The organism is Microbacterium sp. W4I20 (genome assembly GCF_030816505.1).
Classification (GTDB): Bacteria; Actinomycetota; Actinomycetes; order Actinomycetales; family Microbacteriaceae; genus Microbacterium.
Genome location: NZ_JAUSYB010000001.1, coordinates 1,563,949 through 1,581,845, shown reverse-complemented (window position 1 = coordinate 1,581,845; position 17,897 = coordinate 1,563,949). Strand labels below are relative to the sequence as shown.

17 protein-coding genes are annotated in these 17,897 nt (G+C 70.3%); 7 read left to right on the top strand and 10 right to left on the bottom strand.

Features of this window, described 5'->3' with window-relative positions:
• Positions 1-24 precede the first annotated feature (24 nt).
• Positions 25-441, bottom strand: a complete 417-nt coding sequence (locus QFZ21_RS07715; protein ID WP_307376289.1) for a hypothetical protein — start codon at positions 439-441, stop codon at positions 25-27.
• A 148-nt stretch (positions 442-589) separates the two neighbouring features.
• Between QFZ21_RS07715 and QFZ21_RS07710 the strand changes: the two genes are divergently transcribed.
• The 4 genes from QFZ21_RS07710 (at position 590) to QFZ21_RS07695 (ending at position 4,591) form a co-directional block, all read left to right on the top strand.
• On the top strand, positions 590-2,095 hold the full coding sequence (locus QFZ21_RS07710) for an L-serine ammonia-lyase, iron-sulfur-dependent, subunit alpha (RefSeq protein ID WP_307376286.1): 1,506 nt from the start codon (positions 590-592) through the stop codon (positions 2,093-2,095).
• Positions 2,096-2,260: 165 nt separating this feature from the next.
• The gene (locus QFZ21_RS07705) at positions 2,261-3,019 is read left to right on the top strand and encodes an AAA family ATPase (RefSeq protein ID WP_307376284.1); all 759 of its coding nucleotides are present in this window, start codon (positions 2,261-2,263) and stop codon (positions 3,017-3,019) included.
• Between the two features lie 46 nt (positions 3,020-3,065).
• Positions 3,066-3,860, top strand: coding sequence for an ABC transporter ATP-binding protein (locus QFZ21_RS07700; RefSeq protein WP_307376282.1), 795 nt, complete (start codon positions 3,066-3,068; stop codon positions 3,858-3,860).
• A complete protein-coding gene (locus tag QFZ21_RS07695; protein WP_307376278.1) occupies positions 3,857-4,591 on the top strand; it encodes an ABC transporter permease in 735 nt (244 codons plus the stop codon). The genes QFZ21_RS07700 and QFZ21_RS07695 overlap by 4 nt, the downstream gene beginning before the upstream one ends.
• A 140-nt stretch (positions 4,592-4,731) precedes the next feature.
• Here the strand turns inward: QFZ21_RS07695 and hrpB are convergent, their stop codons facing one another.
• The 6 genes from hrpB to QFZ21_RS07665 form a co-directional block, all read right to left on the bottom strand.
• Complete coding sequence (hrpB, locus tag QFZ21_RS07690; RefSeq protein ID WP_307376276.1) at positions 4,732-7,281, bottom strand: ATP-dependent helicase HrpB; 2,550 nt, start codon at positions 7,279-7,281, stop codon at positions 4,732-4,734.
• Positions 7,282-7,317: 36 nt separating this feature from the next.
• Complete coding sequence (locus QFZ21_RS07685; protein ID WP_307376274.1) at positions 7,318-7,848, bottom strand: hypothetical protein; 531 nt, start codon at positions 7,846-7,848, stop codon at positions 7,318-7,320.
• A gap of 79 nt (positions 7,849-7,927) precedes the next feature.
• Positions 7,928-9,520 (bottom strand): SPFH domain-containing protein, encoded by a 1,593-nt coding sequence (locus QFZ21_RS07680; RefSeq protein WP_307376271.1) that lies wholly within the window; start codon positions 9,518-9,520, stop codon positions 7,928-7,930.
• Positions 9,521-9,700: 180 nt separating this feature from the next.
• On the bottom strand, positions 9,701-10,129 hold the full coding sequence (locus QFZ21_RS07675; RefSeq protein ID WP_307376268.1) for a MarR family winged helix-turn-helix transcriptional regulator: 429 nt from the start codon (positions 10,127-10,129) through the stop codon (positions 9,701-9,703).
• Between the two features lie 181 nt (positions 10,130-10,310).
• A complete protein-coding gene (locus QFZ21_RS07670; RefSeq protein WP_307376266.1) occupies positions 10,311-10,763 on the bottom strand; it encodes a DUF6326 family protein in 453 nt (150 codons plus the stop codon).
• Positions 10,760-11,779, bottom strand: coding sequence for an NAD(P)-dependent alcohol dehydrogenase (locus QFZ21_RS07665; RefSeq protein ID WP_307376263.1), 1,020 nt, complete (start codon positions 11,777-11,779; stop codon positions 10,760-10,762). The genes QFZ21_RS07670 and QFZ21_RS07665 overlap by 4 nt, the downstream gene beginning before the upstream one ends.
• A gap of 132 nt (positions 11,780-11,911) precedes the next feature.
• Between QFZ21_RS07665 and QFZ21_RS07660 the strand changes: the two genes are divergently transcribed.
• Genes QFZ21_RS07660 through QFZ21_RS07650 form a run of 3 tightly spaced genes read left to right on the top strand, consistent with a single transcriptional unit; the run spans position 11,912 to position 14,407 of the window.
• Positions 11,912-12,610, top strand: coding sequence for a DUF2306 domain-containing protein (locus QFZ21_RS07660; protein WP_307376260.1), 699 nt, complete (start codon positions 11,912-11,914; stop codon positions 12,608-12,610).
• 4 nt (positions 12,611-12,614) lie between these two features.
• A complete protein-coding gene (locus QFZ21_RS07655) occupies positions 12,615-13,730 on the top strand; it encodes a sensor histidine kinase (RefSeq protein WP_307376257.1) in 1,116 nt (371 codons plus the stop codon).
• A complete protein-coding gene (locus QFZ21_RS07650; RefSeq protein ID WP_307381254.1) occupies positions 13,727-14,407 on the top strand; it encodes a response regulator transcription factor in 681 nt (226 codons plus the stop codon). The genes QFZ21_RS07655 and QFZ21_RS07650 overlap by 4 nt, the downstream gene beginning before the upstream one ends.
• 91 nt (positions 14,408-14,498) lie before the next feature.
• Here QFZ21_RS07650 and aztD read toward each other — a convergent pair whose 3' ends face one another.
• The 3 genes from aztD to QFZ21_RS07635 are packed head-to-tail and all read right to left on the bottom strand — an operon-like array spanning position 14,499 to position 17,882.
• On the bottom strand, positions 14,499-15,710 hold the full coding sequence (gene aztD, locus QFZ21_RS07645) for a zinc metallochaperone AztD (protein ID WP_307376256.1): 1,212 nt from the start codon (positions 15,708-15,710) through the stop codon (positions 14,499-14,501).
• Between the two features lie 29 nt (positions 15,711-15,739).
• Positions 15,740-16,657 (bottom strand): zinc ABC transporter substrate-binding protein AztC, encoded by a 918-nt coding sequence (gene aztC, locus QFZ21_RS07640; protein ID WP_307376253.1) that lies wholly within the window; start codon positions 16,655-16,657, stop codon positions 15,740-15,742.
• Position 16,658: 1 nt separating this feature from the next.
• The gene (locus QFZ21_RS07635) at positions 16,659-17,882 is read right to left on the bottom strand and encodes an ABC transporter (protein WP_307376250.1); all 1,224 of its coding nucleotides are present in this window, start codon (positions 17,880-17,882) and stop codon (positions 16,659-16,661) included.
• Positions 17,883-17,897 lie beyond the last annotated feature (15 nt).

Below are 17,897 nucleotides of genomic sequence, written 5' to 3'. Positions count from 1 at the left end.
CTGAGCCCGTCCAAGGGCCACTGATCAGCCGGCCTGCGGCTCCTCCGTGTCGATGACCCCGATCCCGACCGCCTCGTGGTCGGGCTCCGGCTCGTCGCGCTTCGGGGCCTTGGGCTCCTCACCCGGGTCCTTCTCGGTGCTGGGCTCCTCGAGCTCCTCCGTGCTGGGGACCTCGGCAGGATCGGCATCCTCCGGCGACTCGGCCTCGGCGGGCGTCTCCGCCTGCTCCGATGTCGACTCCTGGTCCGGGGCCGACGCCTGGTCGGGGTTCTGCACCTGGCCCTGAGCGGGAACCTCGTCGGGGTTCTGCGCGGCCGCAGACGAGTCGCCCGCGGATGCGTCGGCATCGCCCGTGGTGTGCACCTGCTCCGGCGTCAGCGCGTTGACCTCGCCCGAGTCGTCGGCCGGCGCGGATTCCTGGTTCGGCGTGCTGTCGGTCATGATCGCCCCTTTCGTGATGTCATCCCGATCAGGATGCCGCCGCCTCCGGCTCCGACGAAGGGGGTTGACGCGCGACCCGGTCGGCGTAAGCGCCGATCAGGTTAACGACGATGAACCGAATCGAGCGGATGGCGCGTAGCCTGGAGGCGTGACAGCGTACGTCTCGGCCTTCGACCTCTTCTCCATCGGAGTGGGGCCTTCGAGCTCCCACACGGTCGGGCCGATGCGGGCGGCACTCGATTTCGCGCAGCGGCTCAGCGCTTCCGGGGTGCTCGACAGAGTCGCCCGGGTCGGCAGCACGCTCTACGGTTCCCTCGGTGCGACGGGTATCGGCCACGGCACACCGGATGCCGTCGTCGCCGGGCTCCGCGGCCTCTCGCCCGAGACCTGCGATCCCGCCGACGTCCGCTCGGCGTGGACGACCTACCCTCCGGGCGAACCTCTCCGGATCGCCGGGCGGCACGACGTGGCCTTCGCGAAGGAGGACATCGTCTTCGCACCGCGCACCCGCCTGCCCGGCCACCCCAACGCCATGACCATCACCGCCTCGGATGCCGAGGGCGCCATCGTCGCGGAGGAGACGTACTACTCGATCGGTGGCGGCTTCATCCGCCGCGATGGAGAGGAAGCGCGCATCGCCACCGGCGGTTTCCCCTACCCCTATGCGGATGCCGCGTCGCTGCTCGCGCTCTGCGACGAGACCGGGCTGTCAATCGCCGAGATCGCGCGCCTCAACGAGTCCGCGCTGCGGAGCGAGGAAGACGTCGCGGTCGGTCTCGACGCGATCTGGGACGCGATGTCGGCGTGCGTCGATGCCGGTCTGCACTCCGACGGTGTGCTCCCGGGCATGCTCAAGGTGAAGCGTCGCGCCGGGACGATCCGCGCCCAGCTGGAGGATTCCGAGGCGGGCGGGCATCGGGAGCTCCCGGGGGAGTGGCTGGGTGCGTTCGCGCTGGCGGTCAACGAGGAGAACGCCGCGGGCGGACGGGTCGTCACCGCGCCCACGAACGGAGCCGCCGGCATCCTTCCGGCGGTGGGCATGTACTGGTGGCGGTTCATGGCCGACTCCGGCCTCGGCGCGGGCAACGCCGTCACGCCCTACGGGGAACTGGTCGGCAGCGCACTGCTCGGCTTCGAGTCCGGCCGGGCCGCGATCGACGTCCCGACCGAGGAACAGAAGCGCGACGACCACCTCGTCGCGGAGGCGAACCGTCGCCGCGGCATCCGTCGTTTCCTGCTGACCGCGACCGCACTCGGGTCTCTGTTCAAGGCGAACGCCTCGATCTCGGGGGCGGAGGGCGGATGCCAGGCCGAGGTCGGATCCGCGTGCGCGATGGCCGCCGGGGGTCTCACCGCGGTGATGGGCGGCACGAACCGGCAGATCGAGAACGCCGCCGAGATCGCGATGGAGCATCACCTCGGGCTCACCTGCGACCCGATCGGCGGGCTCGTGCAGATTCCGTGCATCGAGCGCAACGCCATCGCCGCCTCCACCGCTGTCACCGCTGCGCGCCTTGCACTGCGCGGTGACGGCAGCCACTACGTGAGCCTGGATGCCGTCGTCGAGACGATGCGCCAGACCGGCGCCGACATGTCGACGAAGTATAAGGAGACCAGCGAGGGCGGCCTCGCGGTCAACGTCATCGAGTGCTGAACGGTCCCCTCTCGTCGGCCCGCCCCTTTGTGCACGAGCCGTCCCTTTGTGTCCGTCCTCGAGGGGGCGGCTCGCACACAAGAGGGCGGCTCGCCTTTGTCGGGAGTGGCCGTTAGTCTCCCTGGATGACGGGATGGCTGGAGGATCGGATGCCGGTGGAAGAGCATGTCGGGTGATTTCTGGCTGCCGTCGTCGCGTCGGCGCAAGCAGCAGCCGGTGGTGTCGGTGCGGCCCTCCGACGATGCCCCGCCGGCCGACGGCGACTGGCCGACGAACATCCCCGCCGTCGCTCAGGTGCTGCGGGAGGGGCTCGAGCTCGACCCGGGCGTGACCTTCCTGGTGGGCGAGAACGGCAGCGGCAAGTCCACCCTCGTCGAAGGCATCGCGATTGCGTACGGACTCTCGCCGGAGGGCGGTTCCCGCCAGGCGCAGCATCGCACCCGGCCCACGGAGTCGCCGCTGTCCGAGTGGCTCCGCCTCCAGCGCGGTGTCGGTGCGAACCGCTGGGGCTTCTTCCTGCGTGCCGAGACGATGCACTCGTTCTACACGTACCTCGAGGAGAACCCGTCGACCAGCGGGCCCGATGTGCCGTTCCACGAGATGAGCCACGGCGAATCCTTCCTCGCGCTGCTGGAGAGCCGGTTCGACGATCCCGGCTTCTATTGCCTCGACGAACCCGAGGCCGCGCTCTCGTTCAACTCGACGCTCGCGCTCATCGCCGTGCTCCGCCGGATCGCCGACGAGGGCGGGCAGGTGCTCTGCGCGACGCACTCGCCGGTGCTCGCCGCGCTCCCCGGTGCCCGCATCCTCGAGGTCGGCGACTGGGGAGTCCGACCCGCCGAGTGGGACGATCTCGAGATCGTGAACCACTGGCGCTCGTTCCTCGGCGGCCCGGAGCGTTACCTGCGACACCTGCTCGATTAGCGGAGGGGTCGTGACCGTGCGCCGTTCGAGGCGCATAATTCATCGCATGGTGAATGACGCCGCGGTCGAGATCACGCAACTGTGTGTGGCGCGCGGGCGCACGCACGTGTTCGACGGAATCGACCTGGCGATCCCGCGGGGGCAGATCACGGGCCTGCTCGGTCCTTCGGGGTGTGGCAAGACCACGCTGATGCGCTCGATCGTCGGGGTGCAGAAGATCGTCTCCGGGAGCGTGACGGTGCTCGGCGAACCGGGCGGATCCGCGCAGCTGCGGCATCGCGTGGCCTACGGGACGCAGGGCGCCTCGGTGTACGGTGACCTGACCGTGCGGCAGAACCTCGCTTACTTCGCCTCGCTGCTGAAGGCCCCGAGAGACGATGTCGACCGGGTGATCGAGGAGGTCGGTCTGCGGGCGCAGAGCGCTCAACTCGTCGATTCGCTGAGTGGAGGCCAGGCCAGCCGGGTCTCGCTCGCGACGGCGCTCATCGGATCGCCCGAACTGGTGGTGCTGGATGAGCCGACGGTCGGACTGGATCCGGTGCTCCGGGCGGAACTCTGGGAGCTGTTCCGCGCCCTGGCCGATCGCGGAGTCACTCTGATCGTTTCGAGCCACGTGATGGATGAGGCGCTCCGGTGCGATCGGCTGCTCCTTCTGCGCGAGGGGCGGATCATCGCCGACACGACACCCGTCGGCCTCCTGCACGACACGGGGTCTGCCGACCCGGAGGCCGCGTTCCTCGCGCTGATCGAACGCGACCGGCATGCCCACGCCGGCACCCGTGGCGATACGCGGCGCTCACGCAGGGCAGCCCGCCGTCGCGAGCCGGAGGTGGGAGGGTGAACGGCCGTCGGATGCTCGCCACCGCCGGACGCGTCCTCGCCCAGTTGCGGCACGATCCCCGGTCGATCGCCCTGATGGTCGTCGCGCCGAGCCTGCTCGTCGGGCTGTTCGCGTGGCTGTTCAGCGACCAGGAGGGCGTCTTCGACCGGTTCGGCGGCGCGATCCTGGCGCTGTTCCCGTTCGTGGTGATGTTCCTCGTCACCTCGATCACGACGCTCCGAGAACGGAAGTCCGGCACTCTCGAACGCCTGATGACGACCCCGCTCGGAAAGGCCGACTTCATCCTCGGGTACGCGCTCGCGTTCGGGGCGATGGCGCTGTTGCAGGCCGTGGTCACGGTGTCGTTCGCGGTGGGCGTGTGCGGGCTCGATGTCGATGGTCCGTTGTGGCAGCTCGGACTGGTCGCGATCGTCGATGCCCTGCTCGGTACCGCTCTCGGGCTGCTCGCGAGTGCCTTCGCGCAGACCGAGTTCCAGGCCGTGCAGTTCATGCCGCTGCTGGTGTTCCCGCAGATCATCCTCGGGGGCCTCTTCATGCCGCGTGACCAGATGCCCGACGTGCTGAACGCGGTCTCGGACTGGCTGCCCCTGAGCCATGCGATCGACGCGATCAATGCGGTCGCGGCAGGCGAGGAGGGCTGGGACGTGTTCGGGCCGCTGCTCATCGTGGTGGCCTTCGCGGTTGCAGCGCTCGTCCTGGCGGCGCTGACGCTGCGGCGGCGCACGCCGTAGCCCGGCGGGTGTGCCTGGTCTGGCGGGTATGCCCGGTTTGGCGTGCACAACTCAGCCAGAACGTGGGCGAACTCGGCTGGGCACCCGGTTTCGGGCCGGATTCCGCAGAACTGGCTGAGTTGTGCACGCCCCGCGACGGATCAGGGCGCGGCGCGGCGCTTCGTGTGCCGGGTCGGCAGGGCGGCCCAGGGATCCTCCGGCCACGGATGCTTCGGGTAGCGGCCGCGCATCTCGGCACGCACCTGGGCGTACGGCCCCGACCAGAACGACGTGAGGTCATCGGTGACCGCGAGGGGACGCCCGGCGGGGGAGAGGAGGTGGAAGAGCACCGGGACGCGGCCGTCGACCAGCCGAGGAGTCTCTGCCCAGCCGAAGCACTCCTGCAGCTTCACGGCGACGACCGGCCGGGCGTCCGGGTCGTCGGGGGCCGGGTACGCGATGCGGACGCGGGATCCACTGGGAACCTCGAGTCGCTCGGGTGCCAGCTCACCGAGCCGCGCGGCCTCGGGCCAGGGCAGCAGGCGGCGCAGTGCGGAGGTGAGATCCACTCGTGCGGCAGGGGTGCCACCGGCCAGCGCGTCGAGCTCGGGCGCCAGCCACGTGTCGAGGGCGGCGAGGAGTCCGGCATCCGAGACATCCGGCCACGGCGCACCCAGCTCGCGGTGCACCAACGTGAGCCGGGATCTCAGCTCGACAGCCGCCGCGGACCACGTGAACATGCTCAGTCCCTCGCGCTGCAGCGCCCGACGCACGGCATCGCGTCCCTCGTCAGCCGACGCACGCACCGGCGCCGAGGAACGCAGGATCGCGCCGACTCGGCGCTCGCGACGCGCCTGGATGCGACCTCCGACGAACTCGGCCTCGACGCGGTCGGTGATCAGATGCGTCGCCGCGTGCTGCATCTGCGCCTCGGTGAGCACGGCAGCGGCCCGGACGATCGCACCCGAACCGGCCGCCACTCGCCCCGACGCGCGTGCGACGTCGGCGATGGCGATCCATTCGACCGCCGCGAGCGGGCCGACCACCCCTGCGCGCGTCCCCGACGCCAACAGGAACGTCGCGCCGATAGCCGTGCGCTCCACGCGTCGGGCGACTCGTTCGGGGAACGCCAGCGCGATCACGAGTCCGACACCGTCGAGATCGGAGCGTACCCCCGGTGTCGACTGGGTCAGGCGTTCGAGGCGATCCGCGTCGCTGCGCCACCGCCGCGCATCCGGCGTCCGTCCGCCTCGGAGCGCGATGAGCGTCTGCGAGACATCGGAGTCCGTGGTGCGCACGTCACCGCCCAGCAGTGCGACGACCTCGGCCGCGAGTCGACCGCCCACCACGGGGCTGCCGTCCCGCAGCGCCCGGGCGAGCCGCGGATCCGTCGGGATGCGGGCCAGGGCGCGGCCCTCATCGGTGGCGCGGCCCTCCTCGTCGATCGCGCCGAGGTCATGCAGTACCGTGACGGCCTCCGCCAGGCTGTCGGCCGGCAGCGGATCGATCAGGCGCAGACCGGCACCACCCGGCGCACCCCAGCAGGCGAGCAGCAGGGCGGCATCCGCGAGGTCGCTCGAGGCGATCTCGGGGGTCGGGCGAGCGGGGGCGGTGGCGTAGGTGCGCTCGTCGACGCAGCGGACGACGATCCCCGGCCCCTGACGGGTCGCGCGTCCGGCGCGCTGCACGCACGAGGAGCGCGAGGCGGCCGTGGTCACGAGCCCCGTCATGCCGCGTGCGGCGTCGCGCTGCGGGGCGCGGGCCAGGCAGGTGTCCACGACCAGCCGCACGCCGGGTACGGTGAGCGACGACTCCGCCAGCGAGGTCGTGACGATGATGCGGGCCTGCTCATCGGCGCGGCGCCCGCGGATCACGGCATCCTGCTCGGCTGACGGCATCCGACCGTGCAGCTCCCGCACGTCGAACGCATCGGTCGCGTCGCGGATGCGGCGGGCGATCTCCGACACCTCGCGCGCGCCCGGCGCGAAGACCAGCACGTCTGCCGCCGGGTCGTCGCGGTGCAACTCCAGGGCGGCGGATGCCGTGGTCCGCGCGACATGATCCAGGAAGGCCCAGGTGACGCCGCGTTCGTCGAGGCGCGGCGCGGGGCTCGGAGCCCAGCGCTCCGTGAGCGGAAAGGCGGGGACCTGATGGTCGACGATCGGAGCTGCCCGGTCATCCGTACCGAGGACGGCAGCGATCCGCGCGGCATCGAGCGTCGCCGACATCGCGATGAGCACGAGGTCGTCTCGCAGCTCGCGCACCTCTGAGAGGAGGCCGATCAGCAGGTCGGTCTCGAGAGCGCGCTCGTGCACTTCGTCGATGATCACGGCATCCACTCCGGCAAGACCCGGGTCATCCAGCAGACGCCGGAGCAGCACGCCGGCCGTGACGAACTCGACCCGCGTGTCCCGGGTGACCACGCGCTCGCCGCGGACGGTGAACCCGACGCGGGTGCCGAGCGGCGAACCGTCGAGCTGCGCGAGCCGGCGGGCGGCCGCCCGGGCGGCGACACGGCGCGGCTGGGTGACGATCACGCGCCCGGGAAGGCGCGATGCCAACAGCGGCGGCACGAGCGTGGTCTTGCCGGTGCCGGGTGGCGCGCTCACCACGGCGGAGGTGCTCGCGTCGAGCGTGGCCGAGAGCTCGTCGACAGCGGCGGCGAAGCTGAGACCGTCGCCGATCCTCGTCATGTCGAAGGCCGCGATCATCGATCCGTCACGTCCCGAGCACGCTGATCGGGCACCCTAGAGATTCAGCACGATGACCGTGATGACGAGCGTCAGGATGACGACGGCCAGGCCCCCGCCGCATCCGATCGCGGCGATCGCGCCGTAGCCGAGACGAGAGACCCGCGCGCCCGCGAACCGTGCGGCGGCGAGGAACTCGGGGCCGCCCCCGGCGTTCCATGAGCGGGCGGCGGACACCTGGTTCAGTCCCCGCCCGACGTCGACGCCCGCCTCCAAGACCGGCTTGTTCAGGACTTCGGCAGCGATGCCGACCGCGTTGTAGCCGAGTGCACGGTTGACAGCTCGTGGATCGGCGAGGATCGGATAGCTCTGCCCCCGAACCGTCAGGGTGATGCGCTGGGCGGCTGACTTCACGGAGACCTCAGCGGCCGGAACGCTGAAGTACTGCACCCATCCGGTCGGCGCACCGACCGAGAGGGTGACGAAACCGTTGCTGACCTCCGCTCGCGCGGGGTACCAGCCTCCGCTCGCCTGGTCACCCAGAGCCCCCGAGAACACGGCGTACGGCGGCTGGTTCGGCATGGTCATGGGTCGAGTCTACGAAACTCGCGGGCTGATCGAGGGCAAAGAAGGGGCCGCCCCGCGCGGATGCGGAACGGCCCCGGAGTCACTCTGCGGTGGGCGGAGCCGGCGGCGGCGGGGTCGTGGGCGCGGAAGTGCGCTTCGCAGCCGGAGGGGTGGTCTCGGCGACACCGGCACCGAAGCCGCGGCCGACGGCCTGGCCCTGGATGATGCCGGCGAGGTCGAGCCCGGTCGCCGAGTGCACGCTGTCGAACACCGATCGCATCGCCATCGCACTGTCGGCGCCGACGACGCTCGAGGCGCCGTCCTCGCCGGAGCTGCCGACGATCGAGACGTTGCCGATCGCCGCGTAGCCCTTCGAGAACTCCGCCATGATCGACGGCAGCACCTCGAGCACACGCTGCGAGAGGAAGGCGTCCTGGTTCGAGGCGATGGCCTTGGCCTCGGCCTCGAGCGCGGCGGCGCGGGCGTCACCCACGGCGCGGATCGCGTCGGCTTCGGCGGATGCCTGCAGGCGACGAGCCTCGGATTCGGCTTCGGCCTTCGACCGCAGTGCGTCGGCTTCACCGGTGGCGCTCGCCACCGCGGCCGCAGCTTCACCGGCGGCGCGGGCCTTGTCTGCTTCGGCCTGCTGCTCCGCGATGCGGGTGCGGGCCTCGGCCTGCTTGACCTGCTCGATCGCCGCAGCTTCGGCCGCACGCTCACGCGTGTAGAGCTCGGCCTGGGCGCGGGTCTCCGCCTCGTACCGCTGCGCGTCGGCGACGCGCTTGACGTCGGCGTCGAGCTGGGCCTGCCGGTTCTCGGCCTGCTGCTGCAGAACGGCCTGCTGCGCCTGTTCGCGGGCCAGGTTCTCGGCCTGCTCCGCCTCGGCGCGCGCGCGGCCGATGCCGGCGTTCGAGTTCGCCGTGTTCGTGTCGAGCGCGGTCTGCTCGATCAGGTTGGCTTCCTGGTTGGCGATGTTCTTCTGGTTGATCGCGCGGTCGGCGTTGGTCTGCGAGATCTCCGCGGACTGACGCTTCGCCTGGATCTCGGGGGCGCCGAGGGACTGGATGTAGCCGACCTTGTCGGTGATGCCCTTGATCTGGAACGAGTCGAGGATGAGGCCCTGCTCGGCGAGCTCCTGCGAGACGTCGGCGGCGATCTGATCGGAGAACTTCTTCCGCTCGCGCATCAGCTCGACGACCGAGAGCGTGGCCACGATACCGCGGAGGGCACCCTCGAGCTGCTCGGTGGTGAACTGCTCGATGGCCTTGTCCTGCGAGGCGAAACGCTCGGCCGCACGACGGACCAGGAGGGGGTCGGAGCCGATCTTCACGATCGCGACGCCGTCGACGTTCAGCGTGACGCTGTCCAGCGACTGGGCCTCGGCGTTCAGTGAGACCTGGCGCGAGCGCAGGGAGATGATCTCGTGCCGCTGCGTGATCGGGTTGACCAGCGACTTGCCGTTCACGATGACCGTGACGGGCGAGTCCTCCGATTCGGAGCTGGGCGTGCCGTCGGCAGCGATGACCGTGCGCTGCACCTTCTGCTTGCGACCCGAGATGACGAGAGCCTCGTCGGCACGGGCGACCTTGATCCAGCTGCGTGCGAACAGCAGCAGGATCAGCAGGACGACGACGAGAATGGCGGCGGCGATGCCGACGATGACGAGGATGCCGACGATTCCGGCGATCTCCATGGATACCTCCCTGGTTCCCCCCGAGGGGTGAGACGCGCGATGATGCACGACTCACGCTCCACCCTGCCAGATCGGCGGGTCCCCGCGTTCGTTCCCGTGGCAGTTGCTGCGGCTTCAACGCGGCTCAACCCGCAGCAACTGCCACGGGAGCGGGGGCGTCAGCCGGGGGAGCGGGGGGAGTCAGCCGCGGCGGAGCTTCTCGGCCAGGTCGCGCAGCGTGCGGAGCTCGTGGTCGTCGAGGCGGGACATGCGCTCGGCGATCGAACGCCCGTGCACCGTGGCGAGCGCGCGGAACGTGCGAGCCCCGGCATCCGTCGCTCGGATCAGCGCGCCGCGGCCGTCATCCGGATCGGGGCACTTGGCGACGAGGCCGCGGGTCACCATGCGGTCGACGAGACGCGACACGCTCGGCTGGCTGATGAGCATGTTGGCGGTGACATCGCGCAGGCGCGCGGTCATGCCGGGCGCACGGGTGACCGTGAGCAGCACGTCGTACTCGGCCTGCGCGAGGTCGCCGTGTTCGAAGTCGGCGTCCATCTCGTGGAACAGTTCGTGCTGCGCGCGGAACAGGCTCTCCCAGGCCTCCAGGGCGAGCTTGCGATCGGTCATGCTCACAGAATACTGGCAACAGTAAAGGGCCGGTCGGAGAGGCTCCGACCGGCCCTTGTCCCTTGCACCAAGAGTGTCCTGCAATCACATGCGGTGGATGCCACAGCAAACATTCACCGTGTGATCACTGTATAACGGCGAGGTAACGAATGCAACGTTTTGGTCACGGAAAGTTTCTCGATCACGGTCGCGGTGCCTCGGTCCGTGGCCACATCCACGCCCATCGGAGGATCAGTGCGAGCACGACCAGCTCCAGCGCAACACCGAGCACGTAGAACACCATCCACGACCCGCCCCACTCGCCGACCGCGTTGAAGGCCGCGAAAGGGACCTGTATCGCCGCCACGATGATGTTCAGGACGCGGCTGACTCGCGCGGGCAGCGCCGCCGACAGCACGACCATCAGGATCGGTAGCGCCAGGAGGCTCAGGGCGGTGATCGCCCAGGTCTGGGTGATGTCGAACTGCCAGACGACGCCGACCAGGATGTCGTCGACGACGCCCGGCTTGTAGAAGGCGAGGATGTCGACGTAGATGTACAGCAGCATGAAGCTCGTCCACGAGGCGGCGAGCTTGGCTCTGACCGGCATCCGCTGCTCGTCCAATGCTGTGCGGGTGGGATGACGTGTGCTCATGATGTTCTCCTTGTTTCGGTGAGTGCGGAAGGCATGCGCAGCACGACGTTGCCGCGCTTGCGCCCGGTGTCGACGTAGCGGTGCGCGTCGACGATGTCGGCCAGGTCGAAGGTGCGGTCGATCACGGCTTGGTAGTGGCCGGAGTCCGCAAGGCGGACGAGATGCGCGAGGGCGTCGGCGCCCGGTTTCCCGACGTTCCAGGTGACGAGCTTTCCCGAGCGGCGGCTCTGGCCACGGCTGCGCAGCATGGACCGCAGGTCTCCGACGACCAGCAGGAGCGCGCCGCCAGGGCTGATCGATCCCTCGACCCGGTCGAAGGAGGCGTTGCCGACGCCGTCGACGATCACGTCGTACGTCTCATCGCCCGCGGCGAAGTCCTGACGGGTGTAGTCGATGACCCGGTCGGCGCCGAGCGACGCGACCAGGGCGGCGTTGCGACCGCTCGTGACGGCGGTGACGACCGCGCCGCGGTGCTTCGCCAGTTGGATCGCGGCGGTGCCGACCGCGCCGGAGGCTCCGTTGACCAGCACCGAGGTGCCCGGCCCGATCGCGACCTGTGCGAAGAAGCCCTGCACGGTGATGCCGCCGAACACGAGGGTCACCGCTTCCTCGAGCGACATGCTCGCGGGAGCCCGGGTGATCGCACCGTCGGCGGGCACGCACACGAACTCGGCGTGACCGCCGAAGGCTCCGCCCATCGCTGCGATGACCCGATCGCCCGGCGCGAAGGTGGTGACGCCCGAGCCGACGGCCTCGACGACGCCCGCGGCATCCATGCCCAGAATCGGATGCTTCGGCCGGAAGAGGCCGATCCCGACGGCGGCGATCAGCCCGAGACCGGCCGGCACGTCCCGGGCGCGAGCCCGGTGGTCGGCGATACTCACCGTGCTCGCATGCACGCGGATGAGCACCTCGCCGGGCTTCGGCGAGGGGATGGCACGTTGCTCGAGACGCACCTCCTCGGGTGCGCCGAAGCGGCGGTAGACGGCCGCGGTCATGGTCGTGTCGGTTGTCATGACTCGATGCTCGCCGCGCCAGGGGGTGCGCGTCATCGGCCGTGTGGTCCGCATCCTGCCGCCGAAAGTACGACTCCGAGTCCATGCCGAAGACCGATGTCCGCTGGTGCCCGCTCGCGCCAGCATCGAGACATGTCGCCACAGATGAAGGCCACCCGTCCGACCCCGGGTCAAGAACGACAACGGCGGCGACCGAAGAGCGGGTGGCCGGCGATCACGGGCCTCCTGCTGCTCAGTGCGCTCCCGGTGCTCGGCGGTGTGCTCCGCCTGACGGAAGTGAGCGCCGGCGCCGAAGGGGCATCGCCGCTGACTTCGACCGTCGCTCTGATCGCGCACATCGTGTCGATGACCGTGTTCTGCCTGATCGGGGCCTTCCAGTTCTCCCCGGCACTGCGGACGCGGCATCGCTGGCACCGCGCCGCCGGCCGCGTGCTGATCCCCGCGGGATTCCTCGCCGCATCGTCCGCCCTCTGGCTCGCGGTCTTCTTCGGCGGCCACCCGGATGAGCTCGCCCTCGCGATGATCCGTCTCGTCTTCGCCGTGGCGATGACGGTGTTCCTCCTGCGCAGCGTGATCGCGATCAGGCGTCGCGACTTCGCCGCGCACGGAGCCTGGATGACCCGGGCCTACGCGATCGCCGTCTCCGGCGGCACGCAGGCACTCGTCTTCGCGCTCTGGACGATCCCGCTCGGCGAGGTCGACGCGTTCGGTGAGGCCTGGCTCGTCGCCGCGGCCTTCGTGATCAACAGTGCCGTGGCCGAACTGCTGATCCGGCGACGGGCCGGTCGGCAGAGGCGCACTGTGTCGGGACGTGGTGCGCTTGTATCCTGACGGGGTGACCGGGCTCTGGCGTTCCGCGTGGAGTGCGCCGCGCGCCGTGCCCGCTCCGCCGCGCCGGGTCTGGCGGGACTGGGCGCTCGTGGCCCTCGTCGCGGTGCTGGCAGTGATCGAGGCCCTCTTCCGCACCGACCTGCAGCATCCGCTGTTCGCGGTGATCGCGCTGTTCGTCCTGCTGCCGACCGTGCTGTGGCGCCGCACGAAGCCGCTCGCGATGCTCCTGATCGTGATGGTGCCGCTCGAGCTCCTGCTGCCCGGCTCGACGCTCTACTCGAGCCTCTTCGTCCTGGTGAACGTCTACGCTCTTTTCCGCTGGGGCGCAGGGCGCGACCTCGTGATCGGTTCGGCCGTCCTCATCGTGAGCCTCAGCCTCACGTTCGTCCGTGGGGGAGGGCTCGATGACCTCATCGGCGGGTTCGCGCTGCTGCTCACCGTGGTGCTGCTCGGCATCGCGTTCCGCTACCGGGCGGGATCCCGGCAGCGCAACCTCGCCGGCATCCGGATCCGGGAGCGCGAGCACCTGGCGCGCGACCTGCACGACACGGTCGCCCATCACGTCACGGCCATCGCGATCCGAGCCCAGGCGGGCCTCGCGGTCGCGGAGCGGGATCCGCGCGCGGCGCAGGACGCGCTGACGGTGATCGAGGCGGAGGCGGCCAAGACTCTGAGCGAATTGAGGTCGATGGTGCGGGTGCTGCGGCAGGGCGACACAGCGGAGCTCGCGCCGAGTCCGCGTCTGGCGGACATCGAGCAGCTCGCCGGGATGCGGCCGGGCGGCGCGGAGGTCGCCGTGACGGTCGTGGGCGATGACGGCAGCATCCCTCCTCCGGTGGCAGCCGCGGTCTTCCGTCTCGCGCAGGAATCGGTGACCAACGCCCTCCGTCACGCGCGGCAGGTCAGCCGCGTCGACGTGCGCGTGGAGGCGGATGCCGGCGGGCTGCGGGTGACCGTGACGAACGACGGCGATGTCGCGGCGTCGCCGACGCCAGGGTTCGGCATCATCGGCATGAGGGAGCGCGCTGCTCTGCTCGGCGGCACCTGCCAGGCGGGGCCCGCACCCGGCGGCGGATGGGCTGTCATCGCGGTGCTGCCTCGCGCGGGATGGGCATCGTGACGATCCGCGTGCTCATCGCCGACGATCAGGAGCTCGTGCGCACGGGCCTGAGCATGATCCTCGGTGCGCAGCCCGACATCGAGGTCGTGGGCGAGGCCGCCGACGGCAATCAGGCGGTCACCCTCGCCCGCACGCTGCGCCCGGACGTCTGCCTGTTCGACATCCGCATGCCCGATCTCGACGGCATCGAGGCGACCCGTGCGCTCGCCGGCCCGGGCGTGGATGACCCGATGGCGGTGGTCGTCATCACGACCTTCGACCTCGACGAGTATGTCTTCGCCGCGCTTCGGGCGGGAGCCAAGGGCTTCCTGCTCAAGGATGCCGGACCCGAGCTGCTCGCCCGGGCGATCCGCGCTGCGGCTAGCGGGGATGCTTTGATCGCCCCCAATGTCACGGTGCGGCTGCTCGCGGCGTTCGCCGGAGCGAGTCCCGTCGCACCACCGCCGCAGCCGGTCGAACCGCTCACCGACCGCGAGGAGCAGGTGCTCGCGAAGGTCGCGGGCGGCCTGAGCAACGGCGAGATCGCGAGCGAGCTGTACATCACCCTCAGCACGGTCAAGACGCACATCGGGAGCCTGATGACCAAGCTCGGCGCCCGCAACCGTGTCGAGATCGCCATCTGGGCGCACCAGACGGGGCGGATGCGCGCACGAGCCGGCGAGGGCGACACGCGCTGACGACGCGCGACCCCGCGCACCGGGATGCGCAGGGCAGGAAGGGCGGACCGCACCGAGGTGGCGACCCGCCCTTCCTGTCTCTCGTGACCGATCAGCCCGCTGCGGGGGCGATCTCGTTCGGCGTCACGTCGAGCTCGGTGCTCGCGAGCACCTTCCCCGTGGCCAGGTCGACCGCGTGCACGCTGTTCGCGGCGGGCTCGGTGACGTAGGCGACGTTCCCGGCGACGACGATGGCGGGGTGGGCATCCTGCCATTCGGCCGGGCCCTCCCACGCCTCGACGACCGGGAAGCTGTCGGTGATCTCACCGGTCTCGGGGTCGAGCACATGGATCGAGCCGTCGGTGCTGAGGATGTAGGCGAGGTCGTCCGGGCCGCGCACGACATCACGGAAGGTGTACTCGACGCCATCGGGCAGGTCGACGACCTCGAGCGTCTGGGCCTCGGTGTCGATGAGCGTGACGGCGCTGAGCAGGTAGCCCTCGGCGTCGACGTCGTTCTTGTAGTCGCCGACGATGAGGGGGCTGGTCTCGCTGACGTAGGCGTTGCCCATGCGGCCGTAGGGCTGGTCGGGAGCGTCGAGCTTGGTGATCTCGCCGTCGTGGTAGATCAGTGCGCCGTTCTCGCAGCCGAAGACGACGGCCTCGTCCTTCGCGGTGCCTTCACCGTGCACGCCGGGGCACTGGTCCGACGATACGATCTCGACGCCTTCGGCATCCTTCGCCACGATGCCGTTGCGGCCGTCGGCGTTGCCGACCGTGGTCAGGAAGGTGCCGTCCTCGAGCACGACCGAGACGCCGTGGTGCGCCTCGACACCGCGGATGGTCTCGACCTCGGGCAGGCCGCCTGCGCTCGCCAGGTCGGCGGTGTCGAAGATCGTGGTGTCGCTGGTGCCGTCGGCGTAGAGCACGGTCTTGTCGGCGTGCCGCACGACGTGACCCGGGGTGTCGGCCTCGAAGACCGTGTCGGTGAGCTCAGGCTCGTCGGAGGTTCCGGCGGCCGTGTCGAGCACCTGGAAGCCCTCGCTCATCGTGACCATCACGTGGCGGTCGTCTCCCGCGGGGTTGAGGCGCGTGAACGGCTCGGAGTCGAAGTCGGCGACCGTGTCGAGCGTCTCGCCGTCGAGGACCAGGATGCCGCCCTCGTAGGAGATCGCGACGCGGGCGCCCGCCGTGTCGGACGCGATGCTGTCGGGGGTCGATGCCGGGCCGGTCGAGTCGCCGCCGGCAGCGCAGGACGCCAGGGTGACGACCGCGCCGATCGCGGCCGCGCTGATCAACGCGCGACGCAGGGGGGAGGTTCGCATGTGCATGCCTCTTTCTCTGTGGTGAGGTCTCACGGCGTGAGACCGGTGGTGATGCGCTCGGTGTTGACGCGCATCATGGTCAGGTAGTCGGGGGCGCCCTCACCGGGGCCGGTGAGCGACTCGGTGTACAGCTCGATGACCTCGACCTGCACGTTCGCCTCGCTCGCGAGGGCCTGGACGAGGCGGTCCGGCGACGACGACTCCGCGAAGATCGCGGGCACCCCGGTCTGCTCGATCGCGTCGACCAGATCGGCGAGATCGGATGCCGACGGCGCGGCCAGGGTCGTCCCGCCCGGGATCACCGCGCCGATGATGTCGAAGTCGAAGCGCTGAGCGAGGTAGCCGAAGACGTGGTGGTTGGTGACCAGTGCGCGGCGGTCCTCCGGGATCCCGGCGAATGCCTCGCTCATCTCGGCATCCATCGCCTGCAGCTCGTCGCGATACGCGTCGACGGTCGCATCCAGCGCGTCGGCGTCGATCCCGTCGATGTCGGCCAGCACCGGCGCGATCGCGTCGACGACATCGATCATCCGCTCCGGGTCCGTCCAGAAATGGGAGTCCGGCATCCCCTCCGCATCGCCCTCGCTGTAGTCGAGCACGTCGATGGCGTCGCCGGCCACGAACATCGGGACGTCGTCGGCGGCAGCAGCGTCGAGGTGCTGCTGCAGCCCCTCCTCGAGGCCGAGGCCGTTCGAGACGAGGAGGTCCGCCCCGCGCAGGGTCGCGGCCTCCTGCGCCGAGATCTCGAAGGAGTGGGGGTCGGCGTGGGGCTTCATGAGAGTCACGACCCTCGCCTGCTCGCCGACCAGCTCTTCGACGACGTCACCGAGGATGTTCGTCGAGACCACGACCGTCGGGCCGGACTCTGCAGCGGCCGCGCAGGCGGTGAGCCCGGACGCAGCGATCCCGGTCAGGGCGAGGGCAGCGAAGAGGCGTGTGGGGCGCATGTCAGCGTCCTGTCTCGGCGACGAACGCCGGTTCGGTGGTGGTGACGAAGGTGCGGGCGATGCGCGCGGCATCCGCATAGTCGATCTCGTAGAGCCGTCGCTCGGCGGGCGCGCTGAGGTACGCGCGGTGCTGGTCGGCGATCAGCGTCGGGGTGTTGCCCGCGGCAAGGGAGTCCGCCACGAGCGGTGCGGTCTCGGCGATCACGGCACCCGTCTCGTCGAGCACCAGCACCCGGCCATCCTGAGCGAGCGCGAGCAGATGACCGTCTTCGTCGTCCACCGCGGTCACGTGCACGAGCGGCGTGGGGGAGGGGAGTAGCGTCCACGACCGCTCGCGCGTGTTCAGAAGCCAGATTCCCTCCGAGCCCGCGAGACCTGCGACCGTGGGGCGCCCCTCGCGGTTGTCGAACGACTGCGCGGGAGGGGCGGTCGTGCTGGCGGGGTACGGGATTCGTTCGAGGTGCAATTCGTCGCCGTCGACGTGCGCGAGCAGGGCGCCGTCTGCGCAGCCGATCACGGCGCCGACCCGGGTCGTGATGGTGCCGGCCGGCGCGGCGCATGGCTCCTCGGTGCCCGTCGCCTTCCCATCGGCCGTGTATCCGACGACCGTGGAGCCGATACCGTCGGATCCCTCGGAGACGAGGGCGAAGGAGCCGACCGGGACCACGAGCCCCGCGTGCGGTTCGCGTTCGATGCGGAACAGCTCGGTGATCTCGCCCTTCGACAGGGCCTGGGTGTCGAGCAGCACGGCATCGCCCGAACCGGCGAACGAGATGCCGGTGCCGCCGGTGGTCGACAGATTGGTCGTCGCGATCATGGCGTCGCCTTCTCCCGCGACGGAGCCGAGAAGTGCCGGCGCTGCCCGGTAGTAATGGAAGTGATCGACGTGATCCCAGGTCCACACGCCGCTGTCGACGATCTCGATGCCTTCGTCGGTCTGGGCGAAGAGGTAACGTCCGTCGGTCGTCATGGCCGTCGGCGCCGAGATCTCGCCGATGTCGGCGACGCTCTCGTTGAGCAGGTCCAGGTGGGTGACGAGCCCCTGCGGGTCGATCGCGGTGAGTCCGAGCTGCGGCTCGGCGACCTCCTCCGCGCCGGTGATGGCACCGTGTCCGTCGTCGGCGGAGCCGCTCGGTGCGGCCGGTGCGGTAGACGTGGTGCTGCAGGCGGCCAGGGAGACGGCGAGTGTGCCGGTGAGGGCGAAGAGGGCGATGCGAGAGCGCACGGGATCCTTCCTTGT

Bases quoted from the DNA above. Each gene is read 5' to 3' on its own strand.
- QFZ21_RS07715 (WP_307376289.1), bottom strand. From the start codon at position 441: ATGACCGACAGCACGCCGAACCAGGAATCCGCGCCGGCCGACGACTCG.
- QFZ21_RS07705 (WP_307376284.1), top strand. From the start codon at position 2,261: ATGTCGGGTGATTTCTGGCTGCCGTCGTCGCGTCGGCGCAAGCAGCAG.
- QFZ21_RS07700 (WP_307376282.1), top strand. From the start codon at position 3,066: ATGGTGAATGACGCCGCGGTCGAGATCACGCAACTGTGTGTGGCGCGC.
- hrpB (WP_307376276.1), bottom strand. From the start codon at position 7,281: ATGATCGCGGCCTTCGACATGACGAGGATCGGCGACGGTCTCAGCTTC.
- QFZ21_RS07685 (WP_307376274.1), bottom strand. From the start codon at position 7,848: ATGACCATGCCGAACCAGCCGCCGTACGCCGTGTTCTCGGGGGCTCTG.
- QFZ21_RS07680 (WP_307376271.1), bottom strand. From the start codon at position 9,520: ATGGAGATCGCCGGAATCGTCGGCATCCTCGTCATCGTCGGCATCGCC.
- QFZ21_RS07675 (WP_307376268.1), bottom strand. From the start codon at position 10,129: ATGACCGATCGCAAGCTCGCCCTGGAGGCCTGGGAGAGCCTGTTCCGC.
- QFZ21_RS07670 (WP_307376266.1), bottom strand. From the start codon at position 10,763: ATGAGCACACGTCATCCCACCCGCACAGCATTGGACGAGCAGCGGATG.
- QFZ21_RS07665 (WP_307376263.1), bottom strand. From the start codon at position 11,779: ATGACAACCGACACGACCATGACCGCGGCCGTCTACCGCCGCTTCGGC.
- QFZ21_RS07660 (WP_307376260.1), top strand. From the start codon at position 11,912: ATGTCGCCACAGATGAAGGCCACCCGTCCGACCCCGGGTCAAGAACGA.
- aztD (WP_307376256.1), bottom strand. From the start codon at position 15,710: ATGCGAACCTCCCCCCTGCGTCGCGCGTTGATCAGCGCGGCCGCGATC.
- aztC (WP_307376253.1), bottom strand. From the start codon at position 16,657: ATGCGCCCCACACGCCTCTTCGCTGCCCTCGCCCTGACCGGGATCGCT.